This window comes from Cobetia crustatorum (assembly GCF_000591415.1).
GTDB lineage: Bacteria > Pseudomonadota > Gammaproteobacteria > Pseudomonadales > Halomonadaceae > Cobetia > Cobetia crustatorum.
Window position 1 is genome coordinate 18,914 of sequence record NZ_JEMF01000022.1, and the last position, 23,329, is coordinate 42,242.

Genomic DNA, 23,329 nt, shown 5'->3' on the forward strand with positions numbered 1-23,329 from the left:
CAACAACCCAGATACCGTATTCAATATCTGAGTAATGATCCCATCTACACCAACACGCTGAGCAGTGTTAGCATTGGGATTGATCGTCAAGAAGCCAGTGCGATATTGAGTGCCGGTCAACAACTCAAGACTTGCGGCTTTCCCAACACTCAAGCGATCTCGATAGTAAGTAAACCAATTAGCATAATTCTGCTGCTCAGCACTTGTAAGGTCTATTACTTTACGCTCAAAATCACAACTTCTTTCCTTGTCTATGTAATAGGAAAAATCTGCCCTGCTATCTGTCAGGTCCACCATATTACTAGCATTATATCCCAAGGCATAATCAATCAACGCCTTCTTAGGATCACTTTGAGGAGCACGAGAACCACTGGACTCGAGCTTCCAAGGCTGATATTCAATATTTTGATTATATGCTTGTGAATTATAGGAAGCACAAAATAGTCGATCGTCAAGATCATATTGTGAAAAAATCCTCACCCAATATGGACTATAATTCCCACATCCACGACTCCTAGTGCAGTACCAAAGATCTCCATATAATTTATCATAGCCTCGAGCCGATTCCCCACCCGCAATAGTATCCTCAAAGGACATCGAGCCTGAGTCATCCAACATCAACAGTACATTGGGTGTGACACCGACATTCTGAGTAATAGGAAGCTGTGAAAGCGTACGCTCGTCATCTGCAGAAGCAGCGAAGCTGTAGTAGTGACGAGTACCAGGCCGCAGGCTGGCAGCAGACGATAACGCGAGTAACGCTGTGTCATTGATAGTTCCCTTACTGTGCCAGTACGATTTCACTTTGAACGACCGCAAGCGCCAAGCGCTCACTGCCCATCCAACCGGCGGCCGTAATGCGATAACCGTTTTCAGGCAGAGCATTATTCATATTATCGGCATTGAGAATCCCCTGAACGGTACTGCCCAGATATTCAATGATGTAGTTGCCACTCACGTTAGCATCTAAATGACCAAGGCCATCCCACCCGCCTGGCGTGAGCAGATTGCCTGGGGCTTCGACACCAGCCGCCGTCAAATCATAGAGACCTTTCTTTCCTGTTTCTGAAAATTCACCTAGCGGGATACTGCCATTTTCCAATGCGGCTTCTGCTTCTCGTAACAAGCCTTCGGCATTGGCATACGCAGTATCATAGCGCTGAGTATTGACCGTCATCCGAGTCTGCAACTGAGTGTTCTCGCTGCCCGAAACAGCCATCAAACCCACGACCACCAACATGACCAGCACCATCAATAGTGCCATGCCACCCTGCTGTCGCGCTGAAGAAAGCCCTGCATTCATAAACCGAGATTCCGTGGACTAAAGGTCATGGAGAAAATGCGCTGCATGGCACCACCCGCCTCACCTTCCACCTGGAGTGAAGGCGGAGTACTAAGTGTCAGATCAAGATGAATGCGACGCACCTGGCTCCAACGACTCCCCACTTCGGCAGCAGTCTGGTCTACGGCGTAACCACTTCCCGCAGTGATATCGAACTTCAGCTCCATATCATTCACGTAGCTGGCCAGCTCTTCAGTGCAGCCTGCTGCAGGGCCATTACCCGATGCATTATCCGAGCTAAGACAAAGCCGCTGCGCCTTATCATCGCTCGGGGCTAGCATCACCAGATACCAACGCTCGAAAGGATAAACGAAGGGACGAGTTTGCTGATTGCCGCCGTAACCATGTTGTAAACCATTGGCCAATGACAATTTGCCATCGTCGCTGGCACTGATGGTGTCGATATCACCACTTTCACAGTCACTCACCATCACGTAACTGCCAGATGCCAATTGCTCGCCACTGTAGTTCTTGACGTTCAACACCCTGTCCCCCTGCGCTGCAGATGACGAGAGCTGCCAACCACGTTGACCATCACTAGCGAGTGCGAGTGCCGGAATTTGCATGGCCAGGCGATCATAGCTCAGTCCCTCATCAATAACCGCTGTCACCTCTAGTGGCTGTGCATGAGTGCCAGTATTGTCGCTCACGCTTCCCAAAGGCGTGCAGCCCGAAAATCCGATATTGCGCATCACCGGTTGTAGCCGATGAGAAACGTGCCGCGCGCTCTCCTGCAGATAAGAAAGCGCTTCCTGAGTCGTCGCGGTAGTGCGCGTAGTCAGAAAGTACTGCAGTGCCATACCGGTGATAAAAAGCCCCAACACCAGGCCCAGCATCAGCTCAACCAGTCCCATGCCTTGCTGACGGTGGAAGCTTTGCTGGCGATGCTGGCGGCAACAAAAAGTAAGTAATGGCTTCATGGCGCGACCCGGACCTCGAGAGTTTCATTAAGCGTCTGTGCATCGGTATCGCTAGCACTGCCCTTATCGGCTGCTGCCTGCCAGCTTACGGTCAACTCGAGGAGGCTATTATTACCGGCGATGTTACCCACCGGGCTGCTCAAGCGGCTAGCGGTAAGCTCCTGCTGCCAGGCCCAGACATCATGTGCCGCCAACGCGTCATTACTGGTAATTCCCGTCTGCTTTTCTGCTTCTTTTGTACTGCCACCCAAATATTTTCCCTCTGAGTTGGCCTGGATACGCTCCGCCATGCCGATCAGAAGAATACGCGCCTCTGTACGCGCATAGCTTTCGCTATTGGCCTGTAGAGTTTCCATTTGCATCAACGCAAAACCAAGCAGGGCAATTCCCATCAGCAGCAGGGCAATCAGCGCCTCAATCAAGCTGGTGCCTCGTTCGGTAGCTTTTACTGGCCAGCATTTCTTACCCACAGCTCATTCCCCCATTACCGTACGCTTCCGGAGCCAAGCGCCCGATGACCGACAGCTCTAGCTGGCGATGGGCCGCAGAGGTGGCTGTCCCACAAATCAACAGTCGCGTGGTGTTACTGGCAGCCCCCTGATCATCAAAGGAGATGCTGTTAGTACCGCTCTGCACCAATGCACCACTAGCATGCTCACGTAGCACTTCAACCTTGTTGCTGCTGAAGCTGCTCAGCGCATCTGCTGGGCTCCCCAGCACCACAGCCCAGCCATTATTCCATTCAGTCGTCGCTTCACAGCGGCTACCGTCATTACTGAGCGGGCATACTGATACCTGCAACCCGCGGGTGACAGCCGTACTACGAGCATAATTAAGCGCAGAGGTCAGTGTCTCTGTCGTGCTAGCTACTTCCTGGCGCGCGATAAAGCCCTGCCAAGCAGGTACAGCGATGGTCGAGATAATAGCTAACACGGCAATCGTGACCATCAGTTCAATGAGGGTAAAGCCACGCATCATGTAGACTCGCTTACCAGTAAGGCTGCCAACAGTGGAGAGGTAAACAGGCATCATCAGGCGCTTCCATCAGAGGGTATCGGCGGGTCAGCCATATGCAAACATTCGTTATTAATCAGTTACACATTCTCACTCAGCCGACACGTAACAACAAGATTCCCCTGCCCTCCTCACTGGCATACATGCCTCCAAGCGCCGGAAACTGACATAAAAAGCCCCGGTCACGAATGACCAGGCTCGGGGGCGACGCACATTGAGGATGTAGCCAGATCTACCAGCAATCGTTATCTTCGAGCGTATTCGGGTCTATTAGTACACCTCCAGATTTGACCCCTAATTCTGTCAGCTCAAAGGTTTGGCAGTCCTCATCATTGACCTGCGCTCCCTGCGCAGTCGCCGTCAGTTTGTAGCTGTCCGCGTCTCCTGCGACGGCCAGGGAATAGAAGCCCTCTTCACTGACCGCATCAGCCTGCCCCAACCCTATCCCCTCACCACCTCCTCCCAGTGCATCCCCACAACTGGTGGCATCCGTAACACTGGCAGTCGCATATTCACCACAGGTCGCCATGATGCGCTCCTGCATCTGGGCCAATGCCAGCAGCGCTGTCGTGGCGTCAGTACGTCGTGATCGCTCGACCTGGGATTGATAACTCGGATAAGCGATGGAGGCGAGAATGCCGATGATGGCAACCGCAATCATGATCTCCAGCAGCCCAAAACCCGATTGTCGTCTGATAAGCATCAGCCACCCCGCCTCAACAGCGTGATATCACGAATGGCGCGCGGTTCACTGCGTGGGTCAAAGAGAATGCGCACCTCCTGTCCTCTCTGCAGGTGGAAGCTCTTCAGCTCCCGCCCCTTGCGAGTCAGCACTCGCGATGCCGGTACCAACACGAAACTGATATCGTCGAGCATTACTTGGTTGCCTTCGATAGAGTCAATGACACCCGTCATCTCTGACTCGCCATCCACCTCGATGGCCAACCCGGCGGAAAGTACCGTCGAACTCATACCCATCATTGCCATCCCTGCCAACATCGCCAACCACACGGTGCAGCGAGAGGGTCTATCTACGAGATAGCGTGCATCGTTCATCATTGGTTCTCCTAACGCAGCTGATACCAGGCGCTCCGACCCTCGAGCCCGCCGATGCCAAAGTCCATCACTGTCGGAAGCACTGTCGTGGTACCGCCCAGGCCTACGAACTGGGTATCGCCCACAAATTTAGGCGATGTCGGCTCACCGTCTACTCTGATCGACAATACGACCTGGTCGTTGACGTTGTCACTGGCATTCACCGTGCCGTCGTCATTGTAATCAAATACCTGTTGGACATTGCTACCGCTGCGCGACGGCTGCAGACCATTACGTAGACTGAGTGCGTTAAGCCAGCCACTGGCCCCTCCCGTGCAGGGACCATTACTGCCCGGGATGGTGGTATTGAAGACAATCAGGTCGCCTCTGACTGCCGGGATGGTGACCATGCGCTCACCTGAGTCTGGCAGAGAGACATGCCATCCATATTGAGCACCATTATTATTCAGGTTGGCATAGTCGACGCTGACCCCAGTAACCGTGCGTGCGTCACTTACACCGGATATGTCCGAGAAGCTCTGTTTGACCAACTCACCATGGTAGCGACGCGTGGAAGCACCGGTATGCAATACGCTGTAGAACGCCTGCTCGGAGGTATCGACGGCATCCTGTAGCGTGACCAGTTGTCCTGTTCCCCAGTAGACATTCAGATACGGGGTATCGACGGTGCTATGGAAAACGCCACTCCGCGCCACGGCGACCCGTGAGGTGATTGGCTGACGTGAGGCTACAGGGCAGGTCGCGGAGGCACTATTCAGGGCAACGGCACACGACTGGAAAAGACGTGAGACCTGACCACTGCCCACAGTATCCAGCGCGAACTGGCGCATGTCGAAGGTCCAGACATTGCCGTGCAGGTCACCGGCATAGATCCAATCGGTAATGCCATCGGCGTTAATATCCGCAAGCTCCGGGCTCGACATGCCATTGCAATCGCTGTTCGAGGCAGTACAGCTGCCGCCAGCATTACTTCCCTGCTGGGTATCCAGCAAAGCATAGTTGTCAGGATTTTCCAGATCGACGATGAACAGCTTTGCGCGCCCATCACTGTCGGCGTTATAACCATTGCCGAAAATGGCGTACCAGCCCCATCGTCGAGGCGTGCTACCTGAATATCGCTGAAGGTGTATCCCAGGTCTTCGTGGGTGAATTCCCATTGCACGACCTCTGAAGGAGATGTACCACCAGACTCACCAAGCGTGTCGAAGCTGTCAGGATCCGTGATATCCAGCATGTAGATCGCCTTACCACCGGCCCCCAGCCCACCCAATAACAGGGAATGCCAGCTGGCAGTGTCCTCATCTGATAACTGAACGTGGACATCACGAGCGACTGGCGTGGCATCGACATAATACTGGTGAACATAATCTTCATCCGCCAGCTGACGAATGCCGCGTCCATTATCGATACTGAAAGTGGCATATGGCATATAAGCAAATTTCTCTTCACCCGAACTCATGTCTATCGCATGCAGCATTCCATCATTGGCGCCGATGTAGACCATGGATTGACGGTCTTCATGAAGCGTCTTGAAGGCACTATAGGAAGAGGTTTCCATGTCATTGCTGTAACTGGCTGATGGCGGCCCAACTATCGCGGGTGATGCATGCACGATGTCACCCAGATAGTTACCGTTACGCTCCCTGAACAAGCTACCTTCATACTCGTCGTCACCCTTGAGGTAGCCGATCAGATTTTCGAGCTCTGACGTCTTGACCGCCGTCGCCACACCATTGAGCTTGAGGAAGGTGCCAGTGGTATCCAGGATCTGCCCTGTCAGCTGAGTAACGGTATCTCCGACGAGGTCCAACACCCCACTTTGACCGCCCTCAAGACCCAATCCGCCCAGCAGGCTATCGCCTCCTCCCAGAAGCCCCCCTACCAGGCCTGTCGTCACACCATTGGCCGCTTCACGGACTGATATCAATAAAGACTCTGACAACAGGGACTCATCGAGGAAACCGATCAGATCAAGGATTTGCTCAGCCTCAAGTGAACCTGCTTCCTCGATGTCAAAGAAGAACGCCTTCTCATCCACATCGGCAATACCCGGGTTATACGTCAGCACCTGGCGATTACCGCTGCGGCTGGCATCGTCGCGCAGCCAATCAGCAACAGACCACTGTGCCTCTTCCAGCAGGTCGCCATTGTTATCAATCTTGCGTGCCACGATGTCACCAGACCAATTGGAAGGATCATAGGTCGTCTGCACCAGATAGACATCACTGCTCTGTCCACTAGTAGTAATATCGAGGCTACCGGTACTGGCAGCGCGCCCAGCGATAGACTGTGCGATGTTATTGAGCGCATTGATCAATGCCTGAGGATTCGCTGCACTCAAGAACTCACCCCGACCATTCCAGGCAGCATGACGTAGATCATCAATCGTAGTATTGGTATCGGCAACAGGCTGCGGCCAGGAGAATGTGCTGGTGAGGCTGTCCGGGTTGTTCGACAGCGTGCCATCGACACCGAACCCGACGGTGTAAGTCACCATATGCTGGGCAGAGTTCTCGTCCACACCAGGTACTGTCGGCACGCTATCAATAAGGTCCGAGCGAAGGTCAGTGCGGTAATATTTCATCGCCACATCTGCCAGCGTATCGGAATAGGTATCGCGATGGCTGGCATTGATGAAGGTGCCGCTTCCACCATCGGCATTACCCACCCCGGGGCTGGAGCCATTCCAGTAACCATCGGTCATCATGATCGCGTAATTCTGCTGACACATACCACCTTCATCAGCACTCAAGATCGGCGCATTATTTCCTGTGCCCGCGTAATACTCCCCCGCCCTCTTGAGAGCCGAACGCAAAGGTGTCCCACCAGAAGGGTATGCGGTAAAGAGCTTTTCCAGCAGTGCATCGCGCTCATCTGAGTCTGTCATGTCAGCGACATTGCGATCATTACGCTGCTGGATGGTTTTCAAGCCAACGCGCGACTCATTGGTATTGATGACACCGGCCATGGCGGCCTTGGCGACAGACATCCGGTCACGATAATAAGTAAACCAGTTGGAGAAGTTGATCTGCTGCGCTGCGGTCAGTCGACTGACCACAACCTGCTTGGTGGTATCCACATACAGATTGTTCCCGGTACGATAAAGACCACATTCCCCAAAGTCGTATTCACCATCAGCGTCATCATCCGACCAGGGCATGTAATAGACCCCGGACAGATTGACCACTTCAGTCGGCTCGTAAGGATCAGAGCGTGCCGTATACAGAGTCTTGTCAGTGTAGGTGACTCCCAATCTGTCCTTGCCTGCCCAGGGCGAGTAAGTCAGCTGGGGGTTATAGGCGAGCACATTGAAACCGTTGCAAGAACCGATCGCCTTGGCCACCGTCGTCTGGGACTGATGGCTGACGGTGCCAAACCTATTGATGGTATAGACACCACTCCCGGTCAATATGGAAGAAGCTGGCTGATACCCCCAATATTCCACGCCATTATTGAGCGTGTCCTGCCACTCCATGCTTCCCGAATCGTCAAGGATAAACAGGATGTTGGGTTGAACGCCGGTCGCTTCCGTTACCGGCGCACGAGCAATTTCACCAGGGGCCGCCAGGCAAGGCAAAGCGAAAAGGCATAAGGCACCACTCAGCAGATAACGCATATCAATGCTCCTCTCAGAAATAGGGGCCCAGCTCCAGCTCGCTTTGCACCACCGTCCAGGAAGCGCCATTGCCTCCGCCGCCCCCCCTCGCATTGACACGGAAAGCATCAAGTCGGGTGCCCACGGCATTGAGTTCATTGCTTTGATTCAAGGGCGGCTCACCAACCTTGCCCAGGTACTCGATCACATAGGCACCGATAACGGCCCCAGTGACATCATCGAGTGTCTGAATGCCATTGGCTTGCCAATCCGCTTCCGACAGCGGATTGATCGGGGGGACATCCTCTGGCAATGCCAGCATCAACCCCGCCGAGTCATCAAAGTTGCCTAGCTCCCAGGCACCATCTTCAAGGCTTTCCTGAAGTGCACGTTCACCAATACTGAGACTGGTTTCTGCGTTGTAGTAAGATTGCTCAAAGTTGCGGCTATTGACCGCCATGCGGGTTTGTAGCTGGCTGTCCTCGACCCCAGTGACCGCAAGCAAACCAATGACAACCAACATGACCAGCACAATCAGCAGAGCAATTCCCTGCTGACGAACCGGCCCTTGTCCAACTTGAGTAGCAGAAATGGAATGCTTGTTAGCCATCATCAGCTATCCCTCAGTTGAAGGTTGCGCGGCGTAAAGGTGAGATTAAAGGTGCGCGTCAGGCGACCGTTGTTATCGCCCCCTGGTACCACGCCTGGCAGGCTTTCGAGCGTCAGGGCTATCTCGATACGACGAATCTCATCCCATCTGCTCTCGCTACGCACTGTCGCCGCCGGCACCTTGACGCGATCCACGCTGCCATTCCCCGTAGTGTCCAGGCTGAAGCTCACATCAAATCCCTGCACGCCGGATACCAGCTCCTCACGAGCGAAGGTGGCGTTGATGCGATCGATATACAGCGCCCGCACGGTTGAGTCAGTGGCCTGATCGTCGAGCCTCAGATCCCAAGCTTGTACCGGATAGAGGTAGGCGTTAGAAGACAGGGAGCTTCCGTAAGAACGAGACAGGGTGTCGTTAGTTTCTACGCGTCCTTGCGTTGTGCCCGAAACCTTGAAGACATCCGTGCTGTTACAGTCGCTGACCAGCGCAAACTCATCTGCGACAAACCCGGATTCACTACCGTTACGAACGGATAGAGGGCCGCCTAGAGAGCTCATGCTACTGGTCAATGTCGTCTCATTGCCGTCTTTGCTCGCCGAGACAAACGTTAGATTGAAGTAGCTGAGACTACGCTGAGTACGCTGCTGACCACCGAACGGTGCCGTTAGATCGTGCGCAGCATCCACGGAGCTTGAATTAGTGATATCGCGGCTATTGGCGCATCCGGCATAACCCACATTGCGCATCAGCGGTTGCAGGCGGAACGACACATAGCGCGCCGACTCTTGCAGGTAGGACAATGCTTCTTGGGTGCTGACCGTACTGCGTGATGTCGCGAACATCTGTACTGCCATCGCCGTGATCAATAGCCCCAGCACCAGGCTGATCATCAGCTCAACGAGGCCGACGCCTGCCTGACGTCCAAGGCGTGAAACACCGGAAGAAGAGAGACTCATGGCTCCACCTCGAAACGATACGTCTGTAAGTCGACACCACCACTGATGGGATCGCTCCACTGCACCTGAACGCTCACATCATGCACACCAATGCCTGCTCCTCCCACCAGCCTCTCAGTGGCATCCACGCTGCCAACTCCGCTGGTTAGCGTGGAGCCGACAATGGCATCACGCCAGTCCATGACATCCTGGTCCGCCAGTCCGCTCGGCGCGCAGTCTGAGGAACACCCCCCTTCCGGTGCATTCGTGGTCACGGCACCATCGTATTGATCGATGGCCTCGAGATTCGCGCGAATGCGCTCTGCCATGTCCAGCGACAGCAACTGAGCAACCGTATTGCTATAACTAACGCGCTGGTGCTGCAACGTCTGTACCTGCAAGAGCCCTAACCCTAAAAGAGAGACTCCCAGCAACATGACAGCCACCAAGCTTCGATCAGACCGACGCCCCGCTGAGTGCGCGCAGAGGGATGACGTCTAGATATGATGTGGAATTGCTGCCTCATGAGCAGTCCCCTCCTGTTTCCAGGCGTACGCGGCCAGAAGGTGCCACCACGACAGAGGTAGCATCCGCCGCTGCACAGAAGACCAAGGTGCTGTTACCACTGGTCAACGTACCGCGATCGTTATACGTGATTCGAGCAGCGCCACCCGACTGCGCCACGGCATTGCTACCTTGATGGATCCACAGCCGGTCATCTAGCGCAAAGCTGGCAGCGCTACCGACATACACCACCCAGCCATTCGACCAGTCGCCATCACAGTCGGTAGGATTTGGCGTGGCGACACTCGGCGCATAAGGACAGACACTCACAGGCAAGCCTCGCGTCGTAGACGTACTACGCGCCATTCCCAGCGCATGCGTTAGCGCACGCACGTCAGACTCCACCTGAGAGCGCTGCACCATGCCCTGCCAGGCAGGCACCGCCCAGGTAGCAATAATGGCGATGATCGCCACTGTCACCACCAGCTCAATCAGAGTGAAACCGCGAGAATGACGCATGATGTCCAATTCTCCTTGCCGCTCGGGTCTATTCGAAAGGTGTTCCCTCCAGGCCCTGTGTCGGGAGTCAGATCTTTCCTTTATCACCAGCACCGCCCTCCGCCTTCGGCTCCGGTATTCATGGCCTCATCCATCCACAATATTCCGCAATCATCATTAAGCTGAGAACCTTGCGGTGTAGCCTGGAGCACAAATGCGGTCGGCGTAAGACTGCGATACGACACGATATAGCGTAGATTCCCGCCGCCATCTTCGATTCTACTGACACCGTCCGCAGGCAGGTTTCCTTCACTGACAGGGGCCTCGGAGAAATTCTGGTAGTAAAAACCATGTAGCTGTCTTGCCTGCTGACCTAGAGCTTGCTGGGCATGAGAGCGCCAACTACGCTCCACATAACCGAGATAAGACGGCACGGCGACGGCTGCCAGAATTCCGATAATCGCGACGACCATCATCAGCTCGATCAAGGTGAAGCCCTGCACTCCTCTCTTCGTCATCCCTTCACACACCCCCGCCTTGCCACGTCGTGCGTGCGCACTAATGACACCGGAGTGGGAAGGAAGACCGAGCATGAGCAATTCTCCAGAGTACGAACCATGCTCCCATTATGTATCATTTTAGTAACCAAGCATTACATTTTTTTTCAATTCTTCCTTGCCACATCAACGATCCGGCACCGACAAGCGCTTCCTGACAACTGAAAAACCCCAAGCTGCTCGGCTGATTTCGGGGAGATGACATAAAAAAAGCCGCGACAGAGTCGCGGCTTTTGCATGAGAAGTAGCTTACTTAAGGTTACAACTCACGAATCTGATCCGATGCGATCAGACGCTCCTTCAGCTCTTTAGGCATGGAGAAGACGATGTTCTCCTCTTGCCCATCAAGCTCCTGTGGAGCGGAAGCTCCCAACACCATCAGGCGATCAATCACGCCCTGCACCAGTACTTCAGGCGCGCTCGCCCCTGCAGTGATTCCGATACTACCGATACCCTCAAACCAGCTAGCGTCGATCTGCGCGGCATCATCAATCAACCATGCCGACGTTTCCATGCGTTCTGCCAGCTCACGCAGACGGTTGGAGTTGGAGCTGTTGGGACTACCGACCACCAGCACGACATCGCACGCTTCCGCCAGCATGCGCACGGCATCCTGACGGTTCTGCGTGGCATAGCAGATGTCGTCCTTGCGCGGCCCCTGAATCGCCGGAAAGCGCTCACGTAACGCATCAATCACCTTGGCGGTATCGTCCATCGACAGGGTTGTCTGAGTGACAAACGCTAGCTGAGAAGGATCCTTGACCTCTAGACGCTGCACATCAGCCTCGTCCTCGACCAGATGGATCGTTCCCCCCTTCGAAGTATCGTAGCGCCCCATGGTGCCTTCGACCTCAGGATGCCCAGCATGACCGATCAACACACAGTCCTGGCCCTTGCGCGCATAGCGCAGCACTTCCATGTGCACCTTGGTGACCAGCGGGCAGGTCGCATCGAAGACCTTTAGATTGCGACGTTCGGCTTCTTCCTGAACAGCACGCGACACGCCATGCGCCGAGAAGATGACGATGACGTCATCGGGCACCTCGTGAAGCTCCTCGACGAAGATGGCACCACGATCCTTGAGCGTATCGACCACGAAGCGGTTATGGACCACCTCATGACGCACATAGATCGGTGGCCCGAACACGTCGAGGGCCCCGTTGACGATATCGATGGCGCGATCCACTCCGGCGCAGAAACCGCGCGGGTTGGCCAGCTTGATCTGCATGACAGGCTCCGCTTGATGGCAGGCAGCACTCACGGAGAGCGCACCTGAGGAAAGAAGACTCAGTGCGTGGTCACGGGGGCGACTGACAACACCTCGACCTCGAAGGTCAGGGTACGCCCGGCCAGCGGGTGATTGAAGTCGACCTTGACATCACGCTCGTCGATTTCACGGATGATACCCGGAAGCTCAGAGCCGGAAGGCTCCGCGAAGGACATCACCATGCCGACCTCGATCTCTTCATCGAAGTTCTTGCGCGACACGACCTGCACATTCTGCGGGTTATGCTGACCGAAGGCATGCTCCGGCGTGACGGTGAAACTGCCCGTCTCTCCGGCTGCCATGCCCATGACCGGACGTTCGAAGCCCGGCGGCAGGTTACCGTCACCGACCTGGAAGGTAGCCGGCGTCTTGTCGAAGGTGGAATCTACCTCGGTGCCGTCTTCCAGACGTAGACGGAAGTGGAGGCTGACCTCCATATTATCGGCGATACGATGCTCGCTCATGTCGACCTCGACTTGGCCACTCATTCAGAGCGGCTACGGAAGGATTCAATAATCAGTGCCACGGCACCCAGACTGATACCGACATCCGCCACATTGAAGGCAGGGAAGAAGGCACCGTTCCAGTGGAAGGACAGGAAGTCCACCACGTAGCCGTGCACGACTCGGTCATAGAGATTGCCCAGTGCGCCACCCAGTACCAGCGCGATGCCCAGCGCCGTGAAGGTTTCGTGACGCTTGAGGCGAGTCAGCCAGATACTCAGGCCAACGGCCGCAACGACGGCAATACCGGCAAACAACCAGCGCTGCCAGCCATCATGAGCGGCCAGAAAGCTGAACGCTGCCCCTGTATTGTGCAAAAGCGTCAGATTGAAGATCGGCAGTACCTCATTGGCCTGCCCGTAGACCAGCGAACTACTGGCCAGCCACTTGGTCGCCAGATCCAGCACCACGATGGTCAGAGACAACCACAACCAGCGCAATGGCGAGCGCATCGGAAGGTTGGCTGCTGACGGCGTATCGCTGGCGGGGTCTTGAGTAGAAGAAGTCATGTTGCCTTCCTGTCGGGGATGCCTGAGACATCCACCCATGAAATTGGCCTACAGCTGCAAGACACGAACGCCGGGCCTGAGCCCGGCGTTCGATGGCGTCGATCAATAAAACGACCGGCGCAATTACCGCATCATGTCGATCACGCGAAGTGGCGAGTCTCGCCGTTACCGTCCGGCAGGTTAGTCACGCAGCGGCTACACAGTGTCGGGTGCTCCAGCAGCGTGCCAACTTCCGGGCGATGGTGCCAACAGCGCTCGCACTTGGCATGCTCGCTCGCTTTCACGGCAACCTTCAAGCCAGCCACTTCGGTGTCAACGACATCGCTACCTGCGGACTCAAGTGCGACCAGTTCAACACCGCTGGTCAGCATCACGAAGCGCAGCTCATCACCGAGGTTGGCCAACAGTGTCTTGAGCTCATCATTGACGAACAGCGTCACTTCAGCCGCAAGACCATTCTTGACCATACCCTCGTTACGCGCCGCTTCCAGTGTCTTGTTGACCGCCTGCTTGACGTGCAACACCTGCTCCCAGAACTCGCGCCCCATCGCAGCGTCGTCGGCAAGCGTGGTCAGGCCGGTGTAGGACTCTTCGAGGAAGATGGTGTCCTTGCGCGGGCCCGGAATGTTGGCGTAGATCTCTTCCCCGGTGAAGGAGAGAATCGGCGCCATCCAGCGTGCCAGCGCTTCGATCACATGATAGAGCGCGGTCTGGCAGCTACGACGCGCCAATGAATCCGGCTGCGTGGTGTACTGGCGGTCCTTGATGATATCCAGATAGAAGCCCCCAAGCTCACGCGAGCAGAAGGTCAGCACCTGCTGATAGATATCGAGGAAGCGATACTCTTCATACGCAAGCTCAACACGCGCCTGCAACTGAGCGGCACGGTCGACTACCCACTGGTCCAACGCCAGCATGTCGTCGAAGGCCACCACATCACGCGCTGGCTCGAATCCGTTCAGATTCGACAGCAGGAAGCGCGAGGTGTTGCGGATACGACGATAGGCATCGGCGGTACGCTTGAGGATCTCATCCGACACCGCCATTTCGCCGGAGTAGTCATTGGATGACACCCACAGACGCAGAATATCGGCGCCCAGTTTGTCCATCACCTGCTGCGGCGCGACGACGTTGCCGACCGACTTGGACATCTTGCGGCCCTGCGCATCGACAGTGAAGCCATGCGTCAGCAGTGCCTTGTACGGGGCATGGCCATCGATGGCACAACCAGTCAGCAGCGACGAGTGGAACCAGCCACGGTGCTGATCCGACCCTTCCAGATACAGATCGGCACGCGGGCCTTCAGCGTGACCATGCGGGTGTGAGCCACGCAGTACGTGCCAGTGCGTCGTTCCGGAATCGAACCACACGTCCAGCGTATCGGTAACCTTCTCGTATTGCTCAGCCTCGTCACCCAGCAGCTCCTGGTTGTCGAGCGCCCACCAGGCATCAATGCCCTTCTCGGCCACACGGTCCGCGACTGCTTCCATCAGCTCGACGCTGTTGGGATGCAGCTCGCCAGTCGCGCGATGCAGGAACAGCGGGATCGGCACGCCCCAGTTACGCTGACGCGAGATGCACCAATCAGGACGGTTGGCGATCATGCTCTTCAGGCGCGCCTGACCCCAGGCAGGAATGAAGGCAGTCTCCTCGATGGCAGACAACGCCTTGTCGCGCAGCGTCACACCGTCGGAGCCAGCGATATCCATGCCGACAAACCACTGCGCTGTTGCACGATAGATGACCGGCGTCTTGTGGCGCCAGCAGTGCATATAGCTGTGAGTGATCTTCTCGTGGGCCATCAGTGCGCCAAGCTCTTCGAGACGCGCGACGATGTTCGGGTTGGCCTTCCAGATGAACTGACCACCGAATTCCGGCAGGTCAGGTACATAAACACCATTGCCCTGCACCGGGCTTTCGATCTCATCGAATTCCATGCCATAGCGACGGCAGGTATGGAAATCGTCTTCGCCATAGGCCGGCGCGGAATGGACGATACCGGTACCGGCACCTGTCTCGACATAGTCAGCCAGGTAGACCGGCGACAGACGATCGTAGATCGGATGACGGAAGTTGATCAGCTCAAGCGCCGCACCATTGACGGTCGCCAGCGTCTCGCCACTCAGACCGAAGCGCGCCAGGCTGTCATCGACCAGCTCTTCGGCGAGCACCAGCAGGCGCTCGCCGGTATCGACCAGCGAGTAGACGAAGTCCGGGTGAACGTTGAGCGCCTGGTTGGCCGGGATGGTCCACGGGGTGGTGGTCCAGATCACGGCGGCGGCCGGCTTGCTCAGTGACTCGAGCCCGAAGGCCTTGGCCAGCACCACCGAATCATCGGCAGTGAAAGCAACATCGATGGCATCAGAGGCTTTGTCAGCGTACTCGACTTCGGCTTCCGCCAGCGCAGAACCGCAGTCGAAGCACCAGTTGACCGGCTTCAGGCCCTTGAAGACGAAACCGCCCTTGACCATCTCGGCCAACGCACGGATCTCGCCGGCTTCATTGGCGAAGTCCATGGAGCGATACGGGTTGCCCCAGTCACCGACGATGCCGAGACGAATGAACTCATGCTTCTGGCCTTCGACCTGAACACCGGCGTATTCACGGCACAGGTGGCGGGCTTTCTCGGACTCGAGATGCTTGCCGTGGGTCGTCTCGACCTTGTGCTCGATGGGCAGACCATGACAGTCCCAACCCGGCACGTACGGCGCATCAAAGCCCGCCATCGTCTTGGACTTGACGATGATGTCCTTGAGAATCTTGTTGACGGCATGACCGATGTGAATATTGCCGTTGGCATAGGGAGGGCCATCGTGGAGCACGAAGCTCGGACGGCCCTTGCCTGCTTCACGCAGACGCGCGTAAAGGTCAATCTCGCTCCAGCGTGCCAGTTGATCCGGCTCACGCTTGGGAAGATTGCCACGCATCGGGAAGTCGGTATCGGGCAGATTCAGGGTGTGCTTGTAGTCGCTCATAGCCTTTCGGGTCAGCCGTCGTGGGGGCGGGAAGCCTGCGCTTCCCGAGCCGTGGAATCAGACACCTCAGCAGTGCCGTGTAGGGGTGTCACCTGAGCACGCGTCATCAGCGCGCTCAGCGGACAGCTGGCCAGCGGCAGGTCAGCCATCGAGGTAATGCAGTGGTGCATCTCACGCTCATCAACAGCCGGTGTATCACCCGCTGCCAGTGCGAAGAAGCGCCGAGCCAGCGCAATATCAGAGTAGATCGCGGCCTTCAAGGCATCGAGACCATCGAAACGCATCTCGCCCCGCAAGAAAGCGCAAAAGCTCACACCTAATCGCTGACCATAAATATCTTCCGAGAAGTCCAGCAGATGGACTTCGAGTACCGGCCGCGGCGTACCGACCGTGGGTCGCCAGCCAATATTGGCCACCGCTGGACAGGAGCGCCCGTCAGCCAGATGCGCTATTACCGCATAGACGCCGGACACCGAGAGCGGTGCATTCGGCAGCGGTAGATTAGCGGTCGGTACGCCGAGCGTACGTCCCAGCTGGCGGTCCGCAACCACACGGCCCTGCCAGCAGTGGGGGCGCCCCAGCAGCTCAGTGGCCAGCGTCATGTTGCCATCGGCCAGTACCTTGCGTACCCGGGTGCTCGAGACGCGCTCATCTGCGACCTCGAAGGTGCGGGTATGCTCCACCGCAAAACCTTCGGCCGCACCGATGCGCTCCAGTAGTGGAAAATCGCCGGCACGATCACAGCCGAAGCGGAAATCATCACCGACCACCAGGTGACGCACCCCAAGGCCATCAATTAGTACCTGCTCGATGAACTCGCGAGCCGACAGTGAACGCAGCGCCTCATTGAAGGGCAGGCATAGCACGCGTTCAGCGCCGTGCTGTGCCAGCAGGCGTACTTTATCTGCTAGCCGCGTCAAACGAGGCGGCGCCTTGGCACCGGCAAAAAACTCGCGCGGCTGTGGTTCAAATACCACGACCGTCGCCGGCAGGCCGTAAGCTGCCGCACGTTCCCGGAGCTGTTCCAGAATCGCCTGATGCCCGAGGTGAACACCATCAAAATTACCGATGGTGGCCACGCAGCCGCGGCTGCCATCCTGCTTGCGCAGGCGGGCGAGATTGTGCAGTCCTCTGATCAAGTCCATGCGTGCATCACACAAGCCGCCGAAAGAGGTCGATTATAGCGGAGGGCGCGGCGCTGACAGCCACCACAAGCCCCGTAAGCGAAAATCAACGGGAACAGAACGTCCGCCGAAGTGCACAGCGGACTCTACGCGAGGTCACGCAAGGCCAGCTGCTAGCCCTGCATGCGGAAGTGTCGCGGACGCACACCACAAAGCCCTAACCACAGGCCATACGCCAATATGCCGCCCACCACCAATGCTCCCATCATCGCACAGCGCTCCCACAGGCCCCAACCAAGCCAGGTCGTCCAGTCTGGTGACAGCCACATCAGCCCGCCGCCCATCAGCACGCAACCGCCAAGCAAGGTCAGTGAGTAACGCCCCCAACCGGGCTGGAATCGAAGTGCGCCTTCGCGATACAAGCCCCGGGCAAGTAAGCCAGCATTGAGAAAGGCTGACAGAGCAGTGGCCAATGCAAGCCCAGCATGCGCCAGCGGCCCGATCAATATCAGGTTAAAGATCATATTGGCAATCATGGCGATGATGCCGATTTTCACCGGCGCCTTGGTGTTCTGCCGCGCATAGAAGCCCGGCGCCAGCACCTTGATCAGCATGAAGGCCAGCAGCCCGAAGCTGTAGGCCCGCAGGCTCTGGGCCGACATCACGACATCATTGTCGGTCATCGCCCCATAGTGGAACAACGTAATCAACAGCGGCTCCGCCAGTACCCCCAGCGCCAACGCTGCCGGCACGCCGATCAATAATACCGAGCGCAGCGCCCAGTCGAGCATCTTCTGGAAGTGCTCCAGCGACTGCTCGGCATGCCGCTTGGAGAGCGCCGGCAGAATGACCGTACCAATCGCAATGCCGATGATGCCCAGTGGCAGCTCGACAAGGCGGTCCGAGTAATAAAGCCAGGACACGCTACCCGTGACCAGGAACGACGCCAGTACCGTATCAAGCAGCAGATTGATCTGCGAGACCGAGACCCCGAACAACGCCGGCGTCATCAGCTTCAGAATACGCCGCACCCCTTCATGCGCAAAATTAGGCCACGGTTTGGGCATCAGCCCCAGGCGCAGCAAAAAGGGCACCTGGAACAACAGCTGAACACACCCCGCAATCAATACTCCCCATGCCAGCGCAATGGCCGGCGTCTCGAAGCGTGGCGCTAACAGCAAGGCGGCTCCGATCAAACTCAGGTTAAGCAGAACTGGAGTAATCGCAGGGACCGCGAAGCGATTCCAGGTATTGAGCACACTACCAGAGAAGGCCGTCAGCGAGATCAGCAGCAAATAGGGAAAGGTCAGTCGTAGCATTTCACCAGTGAGAGCGAGCTTACCGGCATCTTCACTGAAGCCTGGCGCAAACACCCACACCAGCCAAGGCGCACATAGCATAGCCAGTGCGGTAATTAGTGCCAGAATAACACCGAGACTACCGCTGACCGCATCGAGCAGCTCGCGAACCTCCTCGCGCGTGCGCCGAGTGGCGTACTCGGAAAGCACCGGAATGAAGGCCTGATTGAAAGCCCCTTCGGCAAACAGGCGACGCATGAAGTTGGGAATCTTGAAGGCGACGAAGAAGGCGTCTGCACCACTCCCCGCTCCGAGCAAGCTGGCAATGATGACATCGCGTGCCAACCCTAGCACTCGAGAGAGCATCGTCATCACACTGACGATCATCCCCGAGCGCAACAGTCCGGCGCGCACCGGCAGGCTATCGCCTGAAGCGGTCTCACCCTGTGCACTTGCCTGCGTAGCGGTCTTCCCTGCAGCGGGCGACTCATCCTGCGGCTTGCTCACCCTGACACCTCTCTCGATTCCCTGTCATGACACGATCTTCACGGGACTTCTCGACGCTTTATGTCGTTGCACGGCGCACATGATCGCCATGCCACACGATAGACAGACACAAAAAAACCGGCCGAAGCCGGTTTTTTTACGCGAACACGTCTTAGACAGCCAGTGCCTTGACGCGTGCGTTCAGACGGCTCTTGACGCGAGCGGCCTTCTTCTTGGACAGAATGTCCTTGTCGGCGTAACGGTCGAGGACCTTCTGCGCGACATTGAAAGCGGCCATGGACGCAGCGTGATCGCCGGTCTTGACAGCCTTCAGCACGTTCTTGACACCGGTACGCACGGCAGAACGCTGTGCGGAGTTGTGCTGACGACGAACTTCAGACTGACGAGCGCGCTTACGTGCCTGCTTAGTATTTGCCACTTTAAATGCTCCTTATGAGTCCACCCTTGGGCGCATACTCATGAACTTGAATTTGGAAGACATTGTCGCGATGCGACAGCGAGTCCGATCACTTCCCAAATGTCTCACCTGATACTTCGGAAAGCATTCGGAAAATCAGCGACTTGGCGTGGAAGCCCCACCAAGTCTTCGCCATCGGGATGGACCAGCACCCGACAGGACGGCAAATTCTAGCATGACCGGCCGCCAGATCGCTAGCGACAGGCAGCACATGCCTACCGCCAGCATAGCCATATCTCACAGCACGATCAGGTTATCGCGATGAATCAGCTCAGGGGCTTCTATATAGCCCAGCGCTGCCTCGATCTGATGACTTGGCAGCCCCAGAATTCGCCCGGCATCCTCTGCATTGTAGTTGACCAGCCCCTTGGCAATCCTCACGCCTGACTCATCAACGCACTGCACCATGTCGCCGCGACGAAAGCTACCTTCAGCCTTCTTCACACCCACCGGCAGCAAGCTAGAGCCACGAGTGGTCAGGACATTCACGGCCCCGGCATCCAACGTCAGAGTGCCACGCACCTGTAGCTGGCCTGCCAGCCAACGCTTGCGCGCCGCAATCGGCGCATGCTCTGGCAGCAACAGCGTGCCGAATCGCTCGCCAGCGACCAGACGCGTGATCACTTCCGGCTGACGGCCAGAGGCAATCACGGTCAGTGCACCACTCCGTGCAGCCAGACGCGCTGCACGCACCTTGGTGGCCATGCCGCCACGACCCAGCAGACCGCCGCCACCAGCCACCTTGACCAGAATAGGGTCATCCGCCTGCGCCTCTTCGATCAGCTTGGCTGAAGAATCATGGCGCGGATCGGCATCAAACAATCCCTCCTGGTCCGTGAGCAGCAGCAGTGCATCGGCTTCCAACAAGTTAGCCACCAGCGCACCGAGCGTGTCGTTGTCACCAAAGCGAATCTCATCGGTGACCACGGTATCGTTCTCGTTGATCACCGGCACCACGCGTAACTCGACCAGCGTTCTCAATGCAGAGCGTGCATTCAGATAGCGCTTGCGATTGGAGAGATCATCGTGGGTCAGCAGAATCTGTGCGGTTGTCAGGCCATGACGCTGGAAGTGCTCTTCGTAACATTGGGTCAGGCCATTCTGGCCGACGGCAGCGGCGGCCTGCAGCTCATGCACGCCACTGGGACGAGCCGTCCAACCGAGCCGCGACATGCCCACCGCAATGGCACCAGAGGACACGACGATCACCTCGATACCGCGCGCATGCAGCGTGGCTATCTGATCAACCCAGCGCCCGATGCTGGCATCATCAAGCCCGCGACCATCGTCGGTCAGCAGTGCACTGCCAATCTTGACCACTATTCGGCGCGCACTGGCTAGCGCTTCGCGCCCCTTTTGACTCCCCGCTGCTTCCACTCCCGCCGCCTGCTGTTCCGCCACCGCACTTCCTCCTGTGATATGGGCCTGTCGCCCTGACACATGCTCTTTAAGCTACCGGCATTGTCCGCTCCCGCCCGCCTGCTGTCATCTCTCCCTCGGCCGAGGTCAAAAAGTGAAGCCACTGAAATGACAACGCCCCACTTCGGAACCAAAAGGCTCGAGGCGGGGCGTTTGATACGTACCGATGCGACCATACGCTCAGGAAGCACAAGACTCAGAGAGCTTATGCGTCAAAGCACATCAAGCTCAGGGCGCGTATTCGACTTCGACGTCGTAATCGTCTTCATTGAAGTCGTCATCGTCCTCTACTTCATCATCTTTCTTGCGCTTGCGACGCGTCAGACGCTCTTCAACGCGCTCCAGAGATTCATTCTCCATGCGCGCAAGCAGTGCGGCATGCGCCTCGGCAGCATCAGGATCTTCCGCCAGGTGCAGACGATGCTCGCCCAGCCAGCGGTGTGCTGCCTGAACCAGGTCCTGAGTGCCGATACCACTGGCTGCCGAAATGACGAATAGCTCGCCTTCCCAGCCAAGACGCTCAACGAGATCTTTGACCAGCGCATCACGATCTTCTTCTGCCAGCAGGTCGACCTTGTTGATCACCAGCCAGCGCGGCAACTCGGTCAGTGCCGCCGAGAAGTTCTTGAGCTCTTTGAGAATGGCCTCAACCGCATAGGCCGGATCACTCTCGTCAAAAGGCGCAATATCTACCACGTGCAGCAGCAAGCGCGTGCGCGTCAGGTGCTTGAGGAAGCGCAGGCCAAGGCCAGCGCCGTCAGCAGCGCCTTCGATCAAGCCGGGAATGTCGGCCATCACGAAGTGCTGGTGACTACCGATCTTCACGACACCGAGGTTAGGCACCAAGGTCGTGAATGGGTAGTTGGCGACCTTGGGTTTGGCAGCAGAGACGGCGCGGATCAGCGTCGACTTGCCGGCATTCGGCATGCCCAGCAAACCAACGTCAGCCATCACCTTCATCTCGAGACGCAGGCTGCGACGCTCACCCCAGGTACCCTTGCTGGTCTGGCGCGGCGCACGGTTGGTCGAGGACTTGAAGTGGATGTTACCCAATCCACGACGACCGCCCTGCGAGACCAACAGCAACTGACCGACTTCGGTCACATCACCGATCATCTCGAGCGTTTCCTCGTCGATCACCGTCGTGCCGACCGGCACCTTGACGAGCAAATCTTCACCCGCTCGGCCCGCCATCTGGCTACCCTGGCCAGCGATACCGCTTTCCGCCTGATAATAGCGCTGGAACTTGAAATCGATCAGGGTATTGAGCGAGTCATCCCCTATCAGATAAACACTGCCACCATGCCCGCCATCGCCCCCATCGGGACCACCGCGCGGCACGTATTTTTCTCGGCGAAAACTCATGCAACCATTGCCGCCACGTCCGGCCTCGACAATGATCGACGCTTCATCAAGGAACTGCATGCTGCTCTCTCCTGACGACGACCCGGGCCGTCATGCGACAAAAAAGCCCCGCCTGAGCGGGGCTTCCTTGCAGACTGTCACACGATACCGGGGCATCGGCCAGTCTGCGTAAGCTGTCAGACGTTTCAGGCAGAAACGATGCTGACGAACTTGCGGTTCTTCGGACCTTTGACCTCAAACTTCACGTGTCCGTCGGACAGTGCGAAGAGAGTGTGGTCCTTGCCGATACCAACGCCAGTACCAGCGTGGAAACGAGTGCCGCGCTGACGCACGATGATGTTGCCGGCGATGGCTGCTTGGCCACCGAACAGCTTCACACCAAGGCGCTTGGATTCAGAATCGCGACCGTTGCGGGTAGAACCCGCCGCCTTCTTATGTGCCATTGGATAATTCTCCTATGGTGGGTAGCACTGCAATTAAGCAGAGATACCAGTGATCTTGACTTCGGTGAACCACTGACGGTGGCCAGCACGACGCATGGAGTGCTTCCGGCGACGGAACTTGATGATGGTGATCTTGTCGCCACGGCCGTGAGACACGACCTCTGCAGCAACCTTGGCACCTTCAACCAGCGGAGCGCCGACCTTGATGTCGTCGCCGTCGGCGACCATCAGGACTTCGTCGAACTGGATGGTTTCACCAGTGGCGATTTCAAGCTTCTCGAGCTTCAGGGTCTCGCCTTCCTGAACGCGGTACTGCTTGCCACCGCTCTTGATAACTGCGTACATGATTCTCTCCATCGGGCTCATCTAAGGGTGTGCTCTTGGGTGACCTGCTGCGAGTGGCGCCCCTTCTGGAGCCATCTGACAGGGAG

Annotated in this window: 22 protein-coding genes and 1 pseudogene; all 23 read right to left on the reverse strand. The window is 57.0% G+C overall.

All coding sequences use genetic code 11. From position 1 onward, the window contains the following. Positions 1–781: 781 nt before the first annotated feature. On the reverse strand, positions 782–1,303 hold the full coding sequence (locus BF12_RS0106490) for a PilX N-terminal domain-containing pilus assembly protein (RefSeq protein WP_024951572.1): 522 nt from the start codon (positions 1,301–1,303) through the stop codon (positions 782–784). Next, on the reverse strand, positions 1,300–2,262 hold the full coding sequence (locus BF12_RS0106495) for a PilW family protein (RefSeq protein WP_035159344.1): 963 nt from the start codon (positions 2,260–2,262) through the stop codon (positions 1,300–1,302). Before BF12_RS0106495 ends, BF12_RS0106490 begins: the two co-directional genes overlap by 4 nt. After that, positions 2,259–2,684, reverse strand: coding sequence for a PilV family protein (locus BF12_RS21070; RefSeq protein WP_051510784.1), 426 nt, complete (start codon positions 2,682–2,684; stop codon positions 2,259–2,261). The genes BF12_RS0106495 and BF12_RS21070 overlap by 4 nt, the downstream gene beginning before the upstream one ends. A gap of 40 nt (positions 2,685–2,724) precedes the next feature. Next, on the reverse strand, positions 2,725–3,294 hold the full coding sequence (locus tag BF12_RS21075; protein ID WP_084488004.1) for a GspH/FimT family pseudopilin: 570 nt from the start codon (positions 3,292–3,294) through the stop codon (positions 2,725–2,727). Between the two features lie 214 nt (positions 3,295–3,508). Further along, a complete protein-coding gene (locus BF12_RS0106510) occupies positions 3,509–3,979 on the reverse strand; it encodes a type IV pilin protein (RefSeq protein ID WP_024951576.1) in 471 nt (156 codons plus the stop codon). Beyond that, positions 3,979–4,335 (reverse strand): hypothetical protein, encoded by a 357-nt coding sequence (locus BF12_RS0106515; protein WP_024951577.1) that lies wholly within the window; start codon positions 4,333–4,335, stop codon positions 3,979–3,981. The genes BF12_RS0106510 and BF12_RS0106515 overlap by 1 nt, the downstream gene beginning before the upstream one ends. An 8-nt stretch (positions 4,336–4,343) precedes the next feature. Then, positions 4,344–8,077 (reverse strand): annotated as a pseudogene (locus BF12_RS22715) (pilus assembly protein). Beyond that, complete coding sequence (locus BF12_RS22175) at positions 7,962–8,540, reverse strand: pilus assembly PilX family protein (protein WP_024951580.1); 579 nt, start codon at positions 8,538–8,540, stop codon at positions 7,962–7,964. Before BF12_RS22175 ends, BF12_RS22715 begins: the two are co-directional and overlap by 116 nt. Then, positions 8,540–9,493, reverse strand: coding sequence for a PilW family protein (locus BF12_RS0106535; protein WP_024951581.1), 954 nt, complete (start codon positions 9,491–9,493; stop codon positions 8,540–8,542). Before BF12_RS0106535 ends, BF12_RS22175 begins: the two co-directional genes overlap by 1 nt. Next, a complete protein-coding gene (locus BF12_RS21085; protein ID WP_156941142.1) occupies positions 9,490–9,909 on the reverse strand; it encodes a PilV family protein in 420 nt (139 codons plus the stop codon). The genes BF12_RS0106535 and BF12_RS21085 overlap by 4 nt, the downstream gene beginning before the upstream one ends. Positions 9,910–9,994: 85 nt before the next feature. Then, on the reverse strand, positions 9,995–10,495 hold the full coding sequence (locus BF12_RS21090; protein WP_024951582.1) for a GspH/FimT family pseudopilin: 501 nt from the start codon (positions 10,493–10,495) through the stop codon (positions 9,995–9,997). An 83-nt stretch (positions 10,496–10,578) separates the two neighbouring features. Then, positions 10,579–11,067 carry a type IV pilin protein gene (locus tag BF12_RS0106550; RefSeq protein WP_024951583.1) on the reverse strand — a complete coding sequence of 163 codons (489 nt, stop codon included), beginning with the start codon at positions 11,065–11,067 and terminating at the stop codon, positions 10,579–10,581. Positions 11,068–11,290: 223 nt separating this feature from the next. After that, entirely contained in the window at positions 11,291–12,259 is a 969-nt protein-coding gene (gene ispH, locus BF12_RS0106555) for a 4-hydroxy-3-methylbut-2-enyl diphosphate reductase (RefSeq protein WP_024951584.1), read from the reverse strand. 59 nt (positions 12,260–12,318) lie between these two features. Further along, a complete protein-coding gene (gene fkpB / locus BF12_RS0106560; RefSeq protein WP_024951585.1) occupies positions 12,319–12,762 on the reverse strand; it encodes an FKBP-type peptidyl-prolyl cis-trans isomerase in 444 nt (147 codons plus the stop codon). A gap of 20 nt (positions 12,763–12,782) precedes the next feature. Next, positions 12,783–13,310: a signal peptidase II gene (lspA, locus tag BF12_RS0106565; RefSeq protein WP_024951586.1), complete on the reverse strand. Its 528-nt coding sequence runs from the start codon at positions 13,308–13,310 to the stop codon at positions 12,783–12,785. Positions 13,311–13,450: 140 nt separating this feature from the next. Next, positions 13,451–16,285 (reverse strand): isoleucine--tRNA ligase, encoded by a 2,835-nt coding sequence (ileS, locus tag BF12_RS0106570; protein WP_024951587.1) that lies wholly within the window; start codon positions 16,283–16,285, stop codon positions 13,451–13,453. Between the two features lie 11 nt (positions 16,286–16,296). Continuing rightward, the gene (gene ribF, locus BF12_RS0106575) at positions 16,297–17,430 is read right to left on the reverse strand and encodes a bifunctional riboflavin kinase/FAD synthetase (RefSeq protein WP_024951588.1); all 1,134 of its coding nucleotides are present in this window, start codon (positions 17,428–17,430) and stop codon (positions 16,297–16,299) included. 152 nt (positions 17,431–17,582) lie between these two features. Continuing rightward, on the reverse strand, positions 17,583–19,106 hold the full coding sequence (gene murJ / locus BF12_RS0106580) for a murein biosynthesis integral membrane protein MurJ (protein WP_439644481.1): 1,524 nt from the start codon (positions 19,104–19,106) through the stop codon (positions 17,583–17,585). A gap of 259 nt (positions 19,107–19,365) precedes the next feature. Then, entirely contained in the window at positions 19,366–19,632 is a 267-nt protein-coding gene (gene rpsT, locus BF12_RS0106585; RefSeq protein ID WP_024951590.1) for a 30S ribosomal protein S20, read from the reverse strand. A 276-nt stretch (positions 19,633–19,908) separates the two neighbouring features. Further along, positions 19,909–21,072 carry a glutamate 5-kinase gene (gene proB, locus BF12_RS0106590; protein ID WP_024951591.1) on the reverse strand — a complete coding sequence of 388 codons (1,164 nt, stop codon included), beginning with the start codon at positions 21,070–21,072 and terminating at the stop codon, positions 19,909–19,911. A gap of 246 nt (positions 21,073–21,318) precedes the next feature. After that, entirely contained in the window at positions 21,319–22,515 is a 1,197-nt protein-coding gene (cgtA, locus tag BF12_RS0106595; protein ID WP_024951592.1) for an Obg family GTPase CgtA, read from the reverse strand. A 125-nt stretch (positions 22,516–22,640) separates the two neighbouring features. After that, positions 22,641–22,898, reverse strand: coding sequence for a 50S ribosomal protein L27 (gene rpmA, locus BF12_RS0106600; protein ID WP_024951593.1), 258 nt, complete (start codon positions 22,896–22,898; stop codon positions 22,641–22,643). Positions 22,899–22,931: 33 nt separating this feature from the next. After that, a complete protein-coding gene (gene rplU / locus BF12_RS0106605; RefSeq protein ID WP_024951594.1) occupies positions 22,932–23,243 on the reverse strand; it encodes a 50S ribosomal protein L21 in 312 nt (103 codons plus the stop codon). Between the last annotated feature and the right edge of the window lie 86 nt (positions 23,244–23,329).

Excerpts from the sequence above, each read along its gene's own strand:
- BF12_RS0106490 (WP_024951572.1), bottom strand. The coding sequence starts at position 1,303 with ATGAATGCAGGGCTTTCTTCAGCGCGACAGCAGGGTGGCATGGCACTA.
- BF12_RS0106495 (WP_035159344.1), bottom strand. The coding sequence starts at position 2,262 with ATGAAGCCATTACTTACTTTTTGTTGCCGCCAGCATCGCCAGCAAAGC.
- BF12_RS21075 (WP_084488004.1), bottom strand. The coding sequence starts at position 3,294 with ATGATGCCTGTTTACCTCTCCACTGTTGGCAGCCTTACTGGTAAGCGA.
- BF12_RS0106510 (WP_024951576.1), bottom strand. The coding sequence starts at position 3,979 with ATGCTTATCAGACGACAATCGGGTTTTGGGCTGCTGGAGATCATGATT.
- BF12_RS0106515 (WP_024951577.1), bottom strand. The coding sequence starts at position 4,335 with ATGATGAACGATGCACGCTATCTCGTAGATAGACCCTCTCGCTGCACC.
- BF12_RS22175 (WP_024951580.1), bottom strand. The coding sequence starts at position 8,540 with ATGATGGCTAACAAGCATTCCATTTCTGCTACTCAAGTTGGACAAGGG.
- BF12_RS0106535 (WP_024951581.1), bottom strand. The coding sequence starts at position 9,493 with ATGAGTCTCTCTTCTTCCGGTGTTTCACGCCTTGGACGTCAGGCAGGC.
- BF12_RS21085 (WP_156941142.1), bottom strand. The coding sequence starts at position 9,909 with ATGTTGCTGGGAGTCTCTCTTTTAGGGTTAGGGCTCTTGCAGGTACAG.
- BF12_RS21090 (WP_024951582.1), bottom strand. The coding sequence starts at position 10,495 with ATGCGTCATTCTCGCGGTTTCACTCTGATTGAGCTGGTGGTGACAGTG.
- BF12_RS0106550 (WP_024951583.1), bottom strand. The coding sequence starts at position 11,067 with ATGCTCGGTCTTCCTTCCCACTCCGGTGTCATTAGTGCGCACGCACGA.
- ispH (WP_024951584.1), bottom strand. The coding sequence starts at position 12,259 with ATGCAGATCAAGCTGGCCAACCCGCGCGGTTTCTGCGCCGGAGTGGAT.
- fkpB (WP_024951585.1), bottom strand. The coding sequence starts at position 12,762 with ATGAGCGAGCATCGTATCGCCGATAATATGGAGGTCAGCCTCCACTTC.
- lspA (WP_024951586.1), bottom strand. The coding sequence starts at position 13,310 with ATGACTTCTTCTACTCAAGACCCCGCCAGCGATACGCCGTCAGCAGCC.
- ileS (WP_024951587.1), bottom strand. The coding sequence starts at position 16,285 with ATGAGCGACTACAAGCACACCCTGAATCTGCCCGATACCGACTTCCCG.
- ribF (WP_024951588.1), bottom strand. The coding sequence starts at position 17,430 with ATGGACTTGATCAGAGGACTGCACAATCTCGCCCGCCTGCGCAAGCAG.
- cgtA (WP_024951592.1), bottom strand. The coding sequence starts at position 22,515 with ATGCAGTTCCTTGATGAAGCGTCGATCATTGTCGAGGCCGGACGTGGC.
- rpmA (WP_024951593.1), bottom strand. The coding sequence starts at position 22,898 with ATGGCACATAAGAAGGCGGCGGGTTCTACCCGCAACGGTCGCGATTCT.
- rplU (WP_024951594.1), bottom strand. The coding sequence starts at position 23,243 with ATGTACGCAGTTATCAAGAGCGGTGGCAAGCAGTACCGCGTTCAGGAA.